The sequence below is a fragment of the Xanthomonas massiliensis genome, from assembly GCF_900018785.1.
Taxonomy (GTDB): Bacteria; Pseudomonadota; Gammaproteobacteria; order Xanthomonadales; family Xanthomonadaceae; genus Xanthomonas_B; species Xanthomonas_B massiliensis.
The window spans coordinates 122,716-137,079 of record NZ_FCOY01000007.1; the positions used below are offsets into that span (position 1 = coordinate 122,716).

General features: G+C 72.6%; 11 protein-coding genes and 1 riboswitch. Of the genes, 7 read left to right on the forward strand and 4 right to left on the reverse strand.

Annotated elements, in window-relative coordinates; all coding sequences use genetic code 11:
* Positions 1–45: 45 nt before the first annotated feature.
* The gene (locus BN3794_RS10725) at positions 46–2,115 is read right to left on the reverse strand and encodes a TonB-dependent receptor domain-containing protein (protein ID WP_078059715.1); all 2,070 of its coding nucleotides are present in this window, start codon (positions 2,113–2,115) and stop codon (positions 46–48) included.
* Positions 2,116–2,314: 199 nt separating this feature from the next.
* On the opposite strand from BN3794_RS10725, the gene BN3794_RS10730 reads away from it, so the two are divergent.
* From BN3794_RS10730 to BN3794_RS10755, 6 genes are all read left to right on the forward strand, one after another.
* Positions 2,315–3,271: a LysR family transcriptional regulator gene (locus BN3794_RS10730; RefSeq protein ID WP_201455270.1), complete on the forward strand. Its 957-nt coding sequence runs from the start codon at positions 2,315–2,317 to the stop codon at positions 3,269–3,271.
* A gap of 871 nt (positions 3,272–4,142) precedes the next feature.
* Positions 4,143–5,507, forward strand: coding sequence for a DUF3100 domain-containing protein (locus tag BN3794_RS10735; RefSeq protein WP_066097329.1), 1,365 nt, complete (start codon positions 4,143–4,145; stop codon positions 5,505–5,507).
* On the forward strand, positions 5,504–6,691 hold the full coding sequence (locus tag BN3794_RS10740; protein WP_236493244.1) for a M20 aminoacylase family protein: 1,188 nt from the start codon (positions 5,504–5,506) through the stop codon (positions 6,689–6,691). Before BN3794_RS10735 ends, BN3794_RS10740 begins: the two co-directional genes overlap by 4 nt.
* A 67-nt stretch (positions 6,692–6,758) precedes the next feature.
* On the forward strand, positions 6,759–7,529 hold the full coding sequence (locus tag BN3794_RS10745) for a GntR family transcriptional regulator (protein WP_066097330.1): 771 nt from the start codon (positions 6,759–6,761) through the stop codon (positions 7,527–7,529).
* 7 nt (positions 7,530–7,536) lie between these two features.
* Positions 7,537–8,919, forward strand: coding sequence for an L-serine ammonia-lyase (locus tag BN3794_RS10750; protein WP_066097331.1), 1,383 nt, complete (start codon positions 7,537–7,539; stop codon positions 8,917–8,919).
* 60 nt (positions 8,920–8,979) lie between these two features.
* A complete protein-coding gene (locus BN3794_RS10755; RefSeq protein ID WP_066097332.1) occupies positions 8,980–9,822 on the forward strand; it encodes a hypothetical protein in 843 nt (280 codons plus the stop codon).
* Between the two features lie 55 nt (positions 9,823–9,877).
* Here BN3794_RS10755 and BN3794_RS10760 read toward each other — a convergent pair whose 3' ends face one another.
* The 3 genes from BN3794_RS10760 to metX are packed head-to-tail and all read right to left on the reverse strand — an operon-like array spanning position 9,878 to position 13,253.
* Entirely contained in the window at positions 9,878–11,005 is a 1,128-nt protein-coding gene (locus BN3794_RS10760; RefSeq protein WP_066097333.1) for a homoserine dehydrogenase family protein, read from the reverse strand.
* Positions 11,002–12,222, reverse strand: coding sequence for an O-succinylhomoserine (thiol)-lyase (locus BN3794_RS10765; protein WP_066097334.1), 1,221 nt, complete (start codon positions 12,220–12,222; stop codon positions 11,002–11,004). The genes BN3794_RS10760 and BN3794_RS10765 overlap by 4 nt, the downstream gene beginning before the upstream one ends.
* Positions 12,219–13,253, reverse strand: coding sequence for a homoserine O-succinyltransferase MetX (gene metX, locus BN3794_RS10770; protein ID WP_066097335.1), 1,035 nt, complete (start codon positions 13,251–13,253; stop codon positions 12,219–12,221). Before metX ends, BN3794_RS10765 begins: the two co-directional genes overlap by 4 nt.
* A gap of 70 nt (positions 13,254–13,323) precedes the next feature.
* Positions 13,324–13,448: riboswitch (SAM riboswitch) on the reverse strand.
* Between the two features lie 54 nt (positions 13,449–13,502).
* On the opposite strand from metX, the gene BN3794_RS10775 reads away from it, so the two are divergent.
* A complete protein-coding gene (locus BN3794_RS10775; RefSeq protein ID WP_078059717.1) occupies positions 13,503–14,321 on the forward strand; it encodes a M23 family metallopeptidase in 819 nt (272 codons plus the stop codon).
* Positions 14,322–14,364 lie beyond the last annotated feature (43 nt).

Sequence of the window (14,364 nt, forward strand, 5' to 3'; positions counted from 1 at the left end):
CGGATCGCCGGTGCGCCGCGGTCGGCGCCGCACCGGCACGGCACATCAGAAGTTCACGCCCAGGCTCACCCACAACCGGCGCCCCTCGTCCTGCTGCCAGTTGCCGTCCAGGCCGGTCAGGCGGTTGCGCAGGTCCACCGGCACGCGCTTGTCGGTGATGTTCAGCAGCGCCGCGCGCAGGGTCACCGCATCGCTGAAGGCGTAGCTGCCGCCGAGGTCGTAGGTGGTCGAGCCCGGGCGCACGCGGGTGCCGTTGGCCGAATTGCGGAAGTTGGCCCAGTACTGCTTGCTGGAGCTGTTCAGGGCGGCATAGGCGCTCAGCTTCTCGCTGGCCTGCCAGTCGCCGCGCAGGTTGAAGGCGCTCTTGGGCGTGCGCTCCAGCGGCTGGCCCTTGAGCGAGGTGCCGTCGAAGGCGGTCTCGTTGTCGCTCAGGCGCTCGGAGTCGGTATAGGTGTAGTTGGCATTGAGCTTGACCTGCTCGCCCAGCGGCACCTGCAGGCTGCTCTCCACGCCGCGGATCACCGCCTTGCCGATGTTGCCCCAGGCATAGACCGCGCCGCTGGTGGCGGTGCAGTTCAGCTCGCACTGGCTGAAGATCTTGTTCTTGAAGTCGTTGTTGAACGCGGTGACGCTGGCGATCACCCCGTCCTCTCCCTCGTAGCGCAGGCCCAGCTCGCTGCTGGTGCTGGTCTCGGCCTTCAGGTCCGGGTTGCCGGGCAGCACGCCCACCGGCACGCCGATGATGCCCACGCCCTCGGACATCGAGTAGTACGGGCTGGACTGGCGCAGGGTCGGCGCGCGGAACGCGCGCGAGACGCCGCCGCGCAGGCTCCAGCGCTCGCTGAGATGGTAGATCGCGTAGAAACGGGGGGTCCAGCTGCCGCTGTAGCGGTCGTCGTGGTTGTAGCGCAGGCCACCGGTCAGCGTCAGGGCCTCGATCGGCCGGTATTCGTCCTCGGCGAACAGGGCCCAGGAGTCGTTGCTGACGCTGTCGATGCTGTTGCGGACACCGGAGGAGTTGGCCGCCTCGTTCTCCAGCCCGCTCAGCTCGGTGTTGATGTACTGCGCACCGACGGTCAGGGTGTGGCGGTCGAACGGCATCAGCAGGCTGGAGTCCACGGTGGTGTTGACCAGCTTGTTGTCGGGGTAGAGCGTGGTCGGCGCGCCGCTGAGCTCGTTGTGGGTCTTGCCGATCTCGCGGTACACGTTGACCGTCGAGGTACCGATGTCCCAGTTGCCGATCCACGAAAGCCCCATGTGGGTGCGGCGGTTGTCGTACATGAGCGGGTAGGCCACCGCCAGGGTCTTGCCCGGCGAGGCGTTGCGCTTGAGCTCGCTCCAGCCGGCCTCAAGCAGGATCTTCTGGCTCTCGGCCGGGGTCAGGGTCAGGCGTGCGGTGCCGCTCCTGTCCTTCGTCCCCCACGAGCCGTCGTAGACGTCGGCCTCGGTACGCTCGCTGTCCTTGCCGTAGACCTGCAGGCCCACCACGTCCTGCTTCAGCGGCCCGGCAAGGTAGAAGTCGCCGCCGCGGCTGTTGCCCAGGTAGGAATGCTGCTGCACGGTCGCGTCGATGTCGACGGTGCCGGTCCAGTGGTCGGGCACCTTGCGGGTGATCACGTTGACCACGCCGCCGATGGCGTCGGAACCGTACAGCGAGGACATCGGCCCGCGCACCACCTCGATATGGTCGATCGCCGCCAGCGGCGGGATCTGGCTGGCCTGGACCACGCCGGCGTCCTCGTACAGCGAGTTCTCGCGCGTGCCCTGGCGCATGCCGTCCACCAGCAGCAGGGTGTAGATGCCGGGCATGCCGCGCATCATGATGTCGGCCTTGTTGACGCTGGCACCGACGATGCTCACGCCCTCGACGTTGCGCAGCGCGTCTTGCAGATTGACGAAGGGCTTGCTCTCCAGCTGCTCGCGGGTCAGCACGCTGATGCTGGCCGGTGCGTCGGCGATCACCTGCTCGTAGCCGCCGGCGGTGACCACCACGGTGTCCAGCTTCTTGATCTTGTCCGCGTCGTCCGACGCCGGCTCCTGCGCGTACAGCGCCGACGACAGCGCCATCGCCAACAGGCCCAGCTCGTACCTGCACCGCCTACTCGGCTTGCTCATTGCTCGCTCCAGATTCGTTTACGAGACACATCACCGGACACGTCGGGGAAATCCCTCCGGTCCCCCTTCGACCATTGCCCGCCGGTCACCAGGCACGCCTGGACCTGCCGGGCCAGTCTCTGCGCCCGGCCCCATTGCAACAATGACCGAGTAACAGGATATTCGTTGCATCCCTTGCAACGCTCAACCAGGATCCCCCGTGTCGCCACGTTCCCGCAGCCTCCCTTCCGCCGCCGCCACGGAGGAAATGCTCGATGCCCGGCGCCTGCGCTACTTCATGCAGGTGCTGGAGAACGGCTCGGTGCGCGGCGCCGCCGACGCGCTGGGCATGGATCCCTCCGCGCTCAGCCGCGCCATTTCCGCGCTGGAGCGCGATTGCGGCGCGCGCCTGTTCCAGCGCCACGGCCGCGGCGTCACCGCCACCGACGCCGGCCAGCTGCTGGCCGCCTATGCCCGCCGCCAGCTGGGCCAGCAGCAGCACCTGCTGGCCCAGCTGGAGGGCATCCGCAAGATCGAGCGCGGCCACGTCGACCTGGTCACCGGCGAGGGTTTCGCCGACTGGCTGATGCGCCACAGCCTGCGCGACTTCATGGCCTCGCACCCGCGCATCGGCGTGGAACTGGAGATCAGCGGCACCGACGGCATCGTGCAGCGCATCGTCGAGGAACGCGCCCAGATCGGCATGCTGTTCCAGCCGCCCAAGGACGAGCGGTTGCGCTCGCACTACTCGCACCCGCAGCCGATCCAGACCCTGGTGCTGGCCGGCCACCCGCTCACCCGCATCGGCCGCCCGCTCAAGCTGGCCGACCTGGTGCCCCACGCCGGCGCCACGCTGCAGCGCGGCTTCGGCATCCGCCAGCACATCGAGGCCGCCGAGATCAGCGAGGGCATCCGCCTGAACACGGTGCTGACCACCACCTCGTTCCACGCCATCGGCCAGTTCGTCGCCGCCGGCCTGGGCTATGCGCTGTCGACCCGGCCGGCACTGGCGATGGAGCGCGACGACATGGTGGCCCTGCCGATGGAGAACCCGATCCTGCACCAGGGCCGCATGCACGTGATCTCCAAGCACGGCCGCCTGCTCTCGCCGGCCGCGGCGGAGCTGCTGCGGCTGATCGTGCGCGACCTGGCCGCGATCGGCTCGCCCGAGTTCTAGCACCCTGCACGGCCGCCGGCCGATCGGGCGACACGGCGGGCCGCAGCAGGCACGTGCCAGCGCGCGACGGCCGCACGCACCGCCCGTCACCTGTCCGCGCCGGTCAGCGCGCAACGGCGGCGCCGGGCGTGCCCGACCTCGCCGTGATCGGCGTGCCCGGTGCTAGCACGCCGGCACGACACGGGCCGGGCGAGGCGGCCGGTCGCAACCGGTCCGCACGAAGCAGCCGCACACGACTTCCGCCCTCTGTCCGTGCCGGCCGCCGTTGAACGGCGGCGGCGCTCGTGTTCGACCTCATCGCGATCGGCCTGCTCGGGTGGCAGGAAGCCGTCGTGGCGCTGGTCAGCCGGGAAGGACGGCCCATCGTGCTCCACGCGGATCGCCACACGCGGTCCCGGCATCGTCGCCTGCGTCCACCGGCCGTCACGGGACGGCCGCAGTCGAGCGGGCACGAACGGGCGGCGATCGGCTTGCGCCGGGTTCCGGCAAACCGGCGCCACGCAAGCGGACGTACCGGATGGGACCAGCCGCGCGGCCCTCCATGCCCGCGCCAAGCGACCGGACCGGCACGGGCGCCCACCCAACCCAGCCCCTCACTTGATGCAATCCCTTCATGCGATTGATCCCTCGCGCGATCCCCGTCGGCCTGGCGCGCTTCTCCACGGCCACTCCGCCGCCATCCCGGACCAGCCGTCCCGGATCAGATGCCAGCCAGGAAGGGCCTCGCTCTGGGCATGGGCGGCGCCGTTCTTGCAAACGCACGCCGGGCATCGCCGCCCGGCCGGAGCACAGGCGTGTTGCACACGATGCAACACATCTGCCGATGACCGGTCATTGTTGCAGCAGTCGCGCCCGCGGACACTGCTTGCCCATGGCCACCGCGCTTCCCGAACCCGTCGCCGTCCGCGACGCCGCACCGTCCCCGCCCGATCGTCCCGCGCGCCTGCGCCTGGCCGTGGCGGTCGTCGCCGTGACCGCGCTGGCCGAGGCCATCGGCACCACCGCGGTGCCGCTCGGCCCGGTCAGGCTGGCGATCCTGCCGATGCTGTGGGCGCTGCTGCTGGGCGTGCTGTGGAGCGCGTTCTCGCCGCGGCTGCCACGGGCGCTGCGCATCGGCGCGGACCTGCAGGACTACGCCGCCGCGCTGCTCAACCTGGCGCTGCTGCTGTTCATCACCAAGCTCGGGCTGATGGCCGGGCACGCCCTGCCGCAGCTACGCGAGGCCGGCTGGGCGCTGGCCTTCCAGGAGTTCGGCCACGCCTTCGGCACCCTGGTGCTGGGCCTGCCGCTGGCGCTGGCGCTGGGCATCAAGCGCGAGGCGGTCGGCGCCACGTTCTCGATCGGCCGCGAGAACAACCTGGCGATCATCGCCCAGCGCTACGGCATGGACTCGCCGGAAGGCCGCGGGGTGATGGCCGAGTACATCACCGGCACCGTGCTGGGCGCGGTCTTCATCACCGTGCTGGCCAGCGTGGTGGCCAGCACCGGGCTGTTCGACCCGCGCTCGCTGGCGATGGGCGCCGGCATGGGCTCGGGCAGCATGATGGCCGCGGCGATCGGCGCCATCGCCGCGCAGCAGCCCGACGCCCTGCGCCCGCACCTGGCCGCGATCGCCGCCGCCGCCAACCTGATCGCCGGCGTGGCCGGCTTCTACTTCGCCCTGTTCCTGTCGCTGCCGGCGTGCAACTGGCTCTATGCCCGGCTCGAACCGGTGCTCGGCCGCCTGTCCCGCCGCAATGCCGGCGCGCCGGATGCGGAGCCAGCCATGCCGGCCGCCGCGCCGCCCGCGCCGGCCCGCCCCATGGCCCCGGCCGACCTGGCGTGCGTGGCCGGGCTGATGTGCCTGGGCATCCTCGTGAGCAACGCGCTGTCCGGCCACACCTCGCCGCCGCAGACCTTGCCGGGCCTGGCGATCATGCTCGGGATCGCCGCGGTGGCGATCGGCCTCAAGCGCGCCTGGCCGCGCCTGCCGCTGATGCTGGTGCTGTCGATCCTGGCCACCGTCGCCGCCGTGCCGGGCGCGTGGCCCGGCGCGCAGGCGGTGGCCGCCCTGACCGACAAGGTGCAGTTCATGAGCCTGACCACGCCGGTGCTGGCCCTGGCCGGCTTCAGCATCGTCAAGGACCTGCCGGCCTTCCGCCGCCTCGGCTGGCGCATCGTCGCGGTCTCGCTCACCGCCACCGCCGGCACCTTCCTCGGCGCGGCCTGCATCGCCGAATTCTTCCATCGCACATGAGCACCATCGACATGGACACGGTCCCCGCCATCGATCCCGACATCCGCGCCCGCATGGTCCAGTGGCGCCAGGACATCCACGCCCACCCGGAGACCGCCTTCACCGAGCACCGCACCTCCGAACTGGTGGCCGGCGTGCTCGGCGACCTGGGCCTGGACGTGCACCGCGGCCTGGCCGGCACCGGCGTGGTCGCCACCCTGTACAACGGCGAAGGCCCGGCCATCGGCCTGCGCGCGGACATGGACGCGCTGGACATCCACGAGTGCAGCGGCGTCGCCTACGCCTCGCGCACCCCGGGCAAGATGCACGCCTGCGGCCACGACGGGCATACCGCGATGCTGCTCGGCGCGGCCGCGCAACTGGCGCGCGCGCCCGACTTCCGCGGCACCGTGCATTTCATCTTCCAGCCGGCCGAGGAGAACGAGGGCGGCGGGCGGGTGATGGTCGAACAGGGGCTGTTCGAGCGCTTCCCGGTCGCGGCGGTCTACGGCATGCACAACTTCCCCGAGCTGCCGCTGGGGCACTTCGCCATCCGCGAGGGCTGCATGACCGCGTTCCTGGACAACTTCGAGATCCGCGTCGAGGGCCGCGGCTGCCACGGCGCCACGCCCGAGCTGGGGATCGACCCGATCGTCGCCGCCGCGCAACTGGTCGGCGCCCTGCAGACCATCGCCTCGCGCACCCTCTCGGCACGCGAGGCCGGCGTGGTCAGCGTCACCCAGATCCACGGCGGCGATACCTGGAACGTGATCCCGCCGCAGGTGGTGCTGCGCGGCACCACCCGCGCCCTCGATGCCGGCGTGCGCGAGCGCATCGAGGCCGCCATGCAGCGCATCTGCCGCGGCACGGCCGAGGCCACCGGCGCAGGCATCGTGCTGGACTACCGGCGCGGCTACCCGGGCGTGGTCAACACCGGGCCGCAGACCCGCGCCGCCGCCGCCGCCGCCCGCCGCGTCGCCGGCGCGACGAACGTGGACGAGGAGGCCCCGCCGATCATGGCCGCCGAGGACTTCGCCTTCATGCTGCAGCGCGTGCCCGGCGCCTATATCGGGATCGGCACCGGGCGCGGCCCGGACACCCCGCCGGTGCACAACCCGCGCTACGACTTCAACGACGATGCCCTGCCGCTGGGCGCGGCCTACTGGAAGGCCCTGGTCGAGCAGGAGCTGCCGCTGTCCCAGTGACCGGGCAGCGGCATCCCGCCACATTTACGAAATTATCCCCGAACTACGGCCGTATGATGCCGGCATCATGCAGATGTCGCGCAATAATTACGAAATTCCAGCAAACCCCGACGCCGGCGCGACGACGCTGGCCTCGCGCACCTACCTGCAGCTGCGCCACGACATCGTGCGCGGGCGCCTGGCGGCGGGCAGCAAGCTGCGCCTGGTGGACCTGGTGGCGCGCTACGACGCCGGCATGTCGCCGGTGCGCGAGGCGCTGGCGCGGCTGTGCGGCGAGCAGCTGGTGGTCAGCGAGGACCAGCGCGGCTTCATGGTCGCGCCGCTGTCGCTGCAGGAACTGGACGACATCGCCCGGGTGCGCAACCTGGTGGTGGACGAGGCGATGAACGATTCCATCCTGCACGGCGACGATGCCTGGGAAGCGCGCCTGCGCGCGGCGCTGGCGGCGCTGGGCGAGCTGGAGGCCGCGGTGTCCGGCCGCCCGGTGGCCCTGCCGCCGGAGCAGCTCGATGCCCTGGAAGCGCGCAACCACGCCTTCCACCGGGCGCTGCTGTCGGCGTGCCGCTCGCCGTGGCTGCTCAAGCTGCAGGAAAGCTTCTACCACCAGGCCGAGCGCTACCGCTACGCCGCGCTGCCGCGCGCGCGCGACAAGCGCTTCACCTGGGACGAGCACCAGGCCATCGCCGAGGCCGCCCTGCAGCGCAACGTGATCAAGGCCTGCCGCCTGCACGACGACCACCTGGCACGCACCCACGCCAGCATCCGCGCCGCGCTGGCCGACCGCCTGGCGCCCACCGCCGCGCCGGTGTTCTCCCCCCGTTCCCGTCCCTCCCGGTAAAGCCGCCATGGCCGTCAGCACCTTCGACCTGTTCAAGATCGGCATCGGGCCGAGTTCCTCGCATACCGTCGGGCCGATGCGCGCGGCCGAGCGCTTCGTCCACCGCTGGCTGCTCGATGCCGGCCTGCTGCAGGCCACCGTGCGCGTGCGCGCCGAGGTGTTCGGCTCGCTGGCGCTCACCGGCCGCGGCCACGGCACCGACAAGGCGATCCTGCTCGGCCTGGAGGGCCAGCGCCCGAACCTGATCGACCCGGACATCATCCCCGCCACGCTCGCGCGCATCCGCGCGGACAAGCGCATCAGGCTCATGGGCGAACACGGGATCGCCTTCGACGAGAAGCGCGACCTGGCGATGAACAAGCGCCAGAAGCTGCCCTACCACACCAACGGCATGCGCTTCACCGCCTACGCGGCCGACGAGGCGGTGCTGGCCACGCGCGACTACTACTCCGTCGGCGGCGGCTTCGTGGTCAACGCCGACGATGCGGCCGAGGACCGCATCGTCCCCGACGCCACGCCGCTGCCGCATCCGTTCGCCAGCGGCGACGAGATGCTCGCCGAAGCCGCGCGCAGCGGCCTGGGCATCGCCGCGATGATGTTCGAGAACGAACAGGCCTGGCGCTCGCCCGAGGCCATCCGCGCCGGCCTGCGCGAGATCTGGGAGGCGATGCAGGCCTGCGTGGCGCGCGGCGTGCGCGAGGAAGGCACCCTGCCCGGCGGCCTGCACGTGCCGCGGCGCGCGCCGGGCCTGTACCGCGAACTGTCCTCCAAGCCGGAGGCGGCGATGCGCGACCCGCTGACCACGCTGGACTGGGTCAACCTGTACGCCCTCGCCGTCAACGAGGAGAACGCCGCCGGCGGGCGCGTGGTCACCGCGCCCACCAACGGCGCGGCCGGCATCGTCCCGGCGGTGCTGCACTACTACGACCGCTTCTGTCCCGGTGCCGGCGAGCGCGGCGTGTTCGACTTCCTGCTCACCGCCGCGGCGATCGGCATCCTGTACAAGGAAAACGCCTCGATCTCCGGCGCCGAGGTCGGCTGCCAGGGCGAGGTCGGCGTGGCCTGCTCGATGGCCGCCGCCGGCCTGGTCGCCGCGCTCGGCGGCACGCCCGCGCAGGTCGAGAACGCCGCCGAGATCGGCATGGAGCACAACCTCGGCCTGACCTGCGACCCGATCGGCGGGCTGGTGCAGATCCCGTGCATCGAGCGCAACGCGATGGGCGCGGTCAAGGCGATCAACGCCGCGCGCATGGCCCTGCGCGGCGACGGCAGCCACAAGGTCAGCCTGGACAAGGTGATCCGCACCATGCGCGACACCGGCCGCGACATGCAGGACAAGTACAAGGAAACCAGCCGCGGCGGGCTGGCGGTGAACGTCATCGAGTGCTGAGCGGCCGGCCCGGCCGGGCACGCGCTACATTGGCGCGATCCCCAGACGCAGGAAGCGACCATGACCGCCCCCCGTGAATCCGGCCGCCCGCGGCGCGGCGGCAAGGGCCTGCCCGGCCTGGCCAAGCTGCTCGCCGGTGCCGGCTGCCTGCTGGTCCTGGCCGCCTATCTCGGCAACCGCCGGCACGGAACCGACGCGCCGCCGCCCGCACCGGCGCTGGCCGAGACCCAGCTGCCAGGTGCCGGCGGCAGCGACGGCCATGGCGATGCGGTGATCCTGAAGCCCGGCAGCGGCGGCGGACCCGCGCGGATCACGGATGCGCGCTTGGCGGTCGATGCCGACGGACGCACGCTGCGCATCGAGGGCGACATCGGCCCGCGCTTCGCCGGCGACCTGGAACAGGCGCTCGCGGCCACGCCCGCGCTGCAGCGCATCGTCATCACCAGCGGCGGCGGCTATGCCGGGCCGGGGCTAGAGGCGGCGCGGCTGATCCGCCGCCGCAACCTGACCGTCCGGGTCAGGTCGTACTGCGCGAGCATGTGCGTGGGCCTGTGGGCGGCCGCCGCGGCCCGCGAGCTGGAGCCGGACGCCGTCATCGGCCTGCACCAGTGGCGCACGCCCTGCGCCACGTTGGCGCCGGAGGAACGCCGCGAATGCGAATACAGCGCCCAGTTCTGGACCCAGCACGACACCGTCTACGACGCCTGGCTGCGCAGCGCCGGCTTCAACCAGCACCTGCTCGACCTGCAGGCCAATACACCCGCCGACCAGGTCGCCGTGCTCGCCGCGCCGCAACTGTGGGACAACGGCGTGGATTTCGCGGTGCCCGACGCCACCGGCCGGCCCATGAGCCGCGAGCAGGTGCGCACCCTGCTGGCGGCGAAATACGGCCGCGGCGGCTGAAGAGGCGCCGGCGCCCGCCGGGGCGACTACGCCCGGTCGCGCGCGGCCGGGCGGCTCAGGGATCGACGACCCGCAGCACGTCGTCCAGCAGCGCCGCCGCGGTGACGTCCGCGCCGGCGCCCGGGCCCTGGATCAGCAACGGCTGCTCGCGATAGCGGTCGCTGTGGATGGCCACGCGGTTGTCGGTGCCGGCGCCGCCGCACAGCGGGTGCGCGGCCGGCAGCGCGCGCAGGCCGACGCTGGCACCGTCCGCGTCGAAGCGGGCGACGAAGCGCAGGCACAGGCCGTCGTCACGCGCCTGTTGCAGGGCCGGCGCCAGTGCCGCGTCGAGCGTCTCCAGCTGGCCGTCCACGGCCGCGGCCGGCAACGCGGCCAGGGCCGGCGGCACCAGCGACTGCACCTGCACGCGCCGGGCCTCCAGCGGCATCCCGGCACTGCGCGCCAGGATCAGCAGCTTGCGGCGCACGTCCTCGCCGGACAGGTCCACGCGCGGGTCCGGCTCGGTATAGCCGCGCTCGCGCGCCCGGCGCACCAGCGCGGAGAACGGCACCTGCCCATCGAAGTGGTGGAACAGCCAGGCCAGCGAACCGGACAGCACGCCCTCCACCGCATGGATGTGGTCGCCGCCGGCCACCAGCGCACGCACGCTGGACAGCAGCGGCAGGCCGGCACCGACCGTGGCGCTGTCGCCGTAGCCGGCGCCCGAAAGCGCGCGGCTCTCCTCGATGGCCTGGGCGCGGGCCAGCGCCGCCCCGCGTCCGAGCTTGTTGGCGGTGACCACGTGCACGCCGCGCGCCAGCCATTCGGCATGCCAGTTGGCCACGCCCTCGCTGGCGGTGGCGTCCACCAGCACGTCGCCGGCACGCAGCGCCTCGGTCTCGGCCCAGGGCTGCAGCCCGGGGCTGCTGCCGCGCAGGCCGGGGTCACGCGGCGGGGCGGCCGGGTCGCGGCGCTCGGCGCGGCACGCCTGCGCCAGTGCCGCATCCGGCGCCTTGCCGCAGGCCAGGGCGGTACGCGAGTTGGCCAGCCAGATGAACGTGGGCAGGCGCAGGCCGCGCCCGGCCAGCACCTGGTAGCGGTGCACGAAGGCGCTGCCGACCGTGCCGGTGCCGAGCAGGGCCAGGCGCGGCGTGGCCGGCGCCGGCCGCACCGCGCGACGCGGCGTCGGCGCCACCGCGCTCACGCACCCACCACCGGCTGCGGCCGGGCCTGCACCCGGACCTGCGCCTGCGCGCGCTCCAGGCCGGCCCGCAAGTCGGCGAGCAGGTCCTCGGCCGCCTCGATGCCCACCGACAGGCGCAGCAGGCCGTCGGCAATGCCGGCCTGGGCACGCGCCTCGGGCGTCATCGCGGCATGGGTCATGGTGGCCGGATGGGCGACCAGGCTTTCCACCCCGCCCAGCGATTCGGCCAGGGTGAACCAGCGCAGGCCCTCGACGAAGGCGCGCACCGCCGCCTCGCCGCCGCGCAGCTCGAAGCTGAGCATCGCGCCGAAGCCCTTCTGCTGGCGCGCGGCCAGCGCGTGGCCCGGGTGCGAGGCCAGGCCGGGGTAGAACACCTGCGCCACCGCCGGATGGTCCTGCAGCAGTTCGACGATGGCCTGCGTGTTCTCCTGGTGCACGCGCAGGCGCGCATCCAGCGTGCGCAGGCCGCGCAGGGTCAGGAAGCTGTCGAACGGCGAGCCGGTCAGGCCCAGCGCATTGGCCCACCAGACGAACTGCTGGTGCAGCTCCGGATCGCGCGCCACCACCGCGCCGCCGACCACGTCGCTGTGGCCGTTGACGTACTTGGTGGTGGAATGCAGCACCACGTCCGCGCCCAGCGCGATCGGGTTCTGCAGCGCCGGCGAGAGGAAGGTGTTGTCGGCCACCACCAGCGCGCCGATGCGGTGCGCCGCCTCGGCCACGAAGCGCAGGTCGGTGATCCGCAGCAGCGGATTGGACGGGGTCTCCACCAGCACCACCTTGGGCAGCTGGGCCAGCGCGTCGGCCAGCGCGCGCGCGTCGGTCAGGTCGACGGTGATCAGCTCGAAGTGGCCCTTCTTGGCCAGCGCGTTGAACAGGCGCCAGCTGCCGCCGTACGCATCGTGCGGCACCACCAGCCGGTCGCCCGGCGACAGCAGCGCGTTGAGCACCAGGTTGATCGCGCCCATGCCGGTGGAAGTCACCACGCCGCCGGCGCCGCCCTCCAGCTCGGCCAGCGCCTCGCCGAGCAGGTCGCGGGTGGGGTTGCCGCTGCGGGTGTAGTCGTACTCGCGCTTGCGGTTGAAGCCCTCGAAGCTGAAGTTGGACGACAGCACGATCGGCGGCGTCACCGCGCCGTAGGCGGTATCGCGGTCGATGCCGGCGCGGACCGCGGCGGTGGCGGGACGACAGGGGGAAACGGAATCGGTGGTGCTCATGCGGAAGCTCCCGGGGTGCGAAGGGCGGAGGCGAGGATCGCGTCGATGCGGTCGTGTTCTTTCAGGAAGGCGTCGTGGCCGTAGGGCGAGCGCAGCACGCGCAGGCTGCCGCGCGTGCCCAGGCCCTCGACGAGGTTGACCAGGTCGGCCAGCGGTACCAGGCGGTCGCCCTCGACGGCGACCACCAGCGTGGGCACGGCGACGGCGGACGGCTCCACGCGGTGCAGGTCGATGGATTCGGACAGGCGCAGGAAGGCGTTGGGCGGCGTGCGCGCCACGTAGTGGGCGCCGGCCGCGTCGAGGTAGTCCTCGGCGGCCACCCGCACGCGGCCGTGGACGACCTCGGCCGGCGCATCGAAGCGCTCACCGAATTCCTCGAGCGTGCGGTAGCTGAGCATGGCGAACTGGCGGGCCAGGGCCAGGCCCTGCGCCTCGGCGCACTGCAGCTGGCCCAGTGCCACGGCGCGGCGCTGCAACGCGCGCCAGGCGGCGGCGTAGGGATGCGGGCGATGGGCACCGCTGACCGCCACCAGGCGCGCCAGGCGCCGCGGGTGCAACGCGCCCAGCTGCAGGCCCACCAATGCGCCGTAGGAATAGCCGACATAGGCCTGCAGGCGGGCGATGCCGAGCACGTCGAGCAGCGCGGCCGCCGCATCGGCCTGGTCGGCGGTGTCGATGGGCGCATCCACGGTGCCGTCGGCCCCGACGAAATCGAAGGCCAGGATGCGGCGCGTGGCCGGGTCCAGCGTGCGCCCGGCGCCGACCAGGCCTTCCGCCCAGCCGCGCTCGGCGAACACGGCGTTGGCGGCGACATGGCGCGTGGCGGAAATGCCGCCGGCCAGCAGGACCACCGGCGCCTGCGCCGGGCCAACCAGTTCGTAGCGCAGGGTCAGCGCGCGGGTGCCGGCATGGCGCAGCGCAAGCCGCAGGAGGACCTCGCCGCGCACGGCATCGACATGCCCGCCGGTCCCTGCATCGAGGGCGGCGACGGCGGTTTCTGTCGGAAGGTTGGCGGCGTTCACGAGACCCATGGCGTTGTCCGGTTGGAGCAAGCCATCGAGCTTCGCGGAGCTCGCGTTCGACGTGCGCGGAGCACGATTCGAACCATCTTTCGGCGGACGCGGACGCGGTCCCCGCAGGATTTGGCACCGACCACGCGACGCTGGCGCGTCGCGCTGGTTGCCCCGGCATCAAAGGGCCTGTCCCTCCGCCGGTCTCGATGGTCCGTGCAGGTTGCCACTGCGCCAGGCCCGTGTCAATCGCTTTATTCGGATGGAGCGATGGAGCTCAACCCGGGGCAGGCCCTGCTACGCTCCCCGCCCGCCATGCGCCCCGTGCCGCGCTCGCCCGCGCAGGCCCTGGCGACGCTGCACCTGCAGGCGGCCCCGGGACAGACCCGGGTCGTGGCCGGGAACGCGCTGGCCGGCCCGGTCCAGGTGCGCATCTTCGCGACCTCGCGTCCCGGCTTCACCGCGGTGCCGGCCCTCCCCGCCGAGGCGGTACTGCCTGCGCGCGGCCAGCGCGTCATCGCCCACCTGTACGCCGGCGCCGACACGGACGGGGCGGTGGCCGCGACCGGGCTGGGGCTGGAGGCGGTGCCCGGCGATCCGCGCGCCCGCGCCGAGGACGTGGCCTATCGCCTGCCCTTCGATGCCGATGCCGGCATCCGCGTCGACCAGGCCTGGGACGGGCGCTTCAGCCACCGCGACGCGGAGAACCGCTACGCCGTGGACTTCGCCCTGGCGACCGGCACGCCGGTACTGGCCGCACGCCGCGGCACGGTCATGCAGGTCGTCGATGGCGTGACCGGCAACCGGCGCGCCCCCGGTCCGGACGGCGTGCCCGCCAACCTGGTGCGCGTCCTGCACGAGGACGGCACCATGGCCGTGTACGCGCACCTGGCGCCCGGCGGCATGCGCGTACGCCCCGGCGAGGTGGTCGCGGCCGGCCAGGTGCTGGGCCTTTCCGGCGATTCGGGGCTGAGCACCGCCCCGCACCTGCACTTCGCCGTGCAGGCCAACCGCGGCATGCGGCTCGTGTCGCTGCCGTTCCGGATGGTCGTCGCCGAGGGCGAGCTGCACTTCCCCCGCGGCGACTAGGGCCGGCCCGCGCGCCCGGCACCGCGGCCGGGCGCTTAAGATG